The organism is Klebsiella sp. GG_Kp175 (assembly GCF_040062325.1).
Lineage (GTDB): Bacteria > Pseudomonadota > Gammaproteobacteria > Enterobacterales > Enterobacteriaceae > Klebsiella > Klebsiella quasipneumoniae.
Genome location: NZ_JBEAFX010000032.1, coordinates 1 through 1025, shown reverse-complemented (window position 1 = coordinate 1025; position 1025 = coordinate 1). Strand labels below are relative to the sequence as shown.

Sequence of the window (1025 nt, the reverse complement as noted above, 5' to 3'; positions counted from 1 at the left end):
TCGTCCATCGCGATCGGGTGGATCAGGGTAACAACCATTTTGATGTTGTCGCCCGGCATTACCATCTCTACGCCTTCCGGCAGTTCGATGGTGCCAGTCACGTCAGTTGTACGGAAGTAGAACTGCGGACGGTAGCCTTTGAAGAACGGAGTATGACGGCCGCCTTCGTCTTTGGACAGAATGTACACTTCAGATTCGAACTTGGTGTGCGGGTTGATGGTGCCCGGCTTAGCCAGTACCTGACCACGTTCGATTTCTTCACGTTTGATACCACGCAGCAGAACACCTACGTTCTCACCAGCACGGCCTTCGTCCAGCAGTTTGCGGAACATTTCAACGCCAGTACAGGTGGTTTTCGCGGTTTCTTTGATACCAACGATTTCAACTTCTTCACCCACTTTGATGATACCGCGCTCTACACGACCGGTAACAACGGTACCACGACCGGAGATGGAGAATACGTCTTCGATCGGCAGCAGGAACGGCTTGTCAATCGCACGCTCTGGTTCCGGGATATAGGTATCCAGGTGGCCAGCCAGTTCGATGATTTTCGCTTCCCACTCTGCGTCGCCTTCCAGCGCTTTCAGAGCAGAACCACGAACGATCGGGGTGTCGTCGCCCGGGAAATCGTACTGAGACAGCAGTTCACGAACTTCCATCTCAACCAGTTCCAGCAGCTCTTCGTCATCAACCATGTCGCATTTGTTCAGGAACACGATGATGTACGGAACGCCTACCTGACGACCCAGCAGGATGTGCTCACGAGTCTGCGGCATCGGGCCGTCAGTCGCAGCAACAACCAGGATCGCGCCGTCCATCTGCGCAGCACCGGTGATCATGTTTTTAACATAGTCGGCGTGGCCCGGGCAGTCTACGTGCGCGTAGTGGCGAGTCGGGGTGTCATATTCAACGTGAGAGGTGTTGATGGTGATACCACGAGCTTTTTCTTCCGGCGCGTTATCGATCTGGTCGAATGCGCGAGCGGAACCACCGTAGGTTTTAGCCAGAACGGTAGTGATGGCAGC

1 protein-coding gene is annotated in these 1025 nt (G+C 54.6%); it reads right to left on the bottom strand.

Annotated elements, in window-relative coordinates; all coding sequences use genetic code 11:
• On the bottom strand, positions 1–1025 hold a 1025-nt coding region (gene tuf, locus ABLU73_RS22855; RefSeq protein WP_062914393.1), incomplete at both ends, for an elongation factor Tu.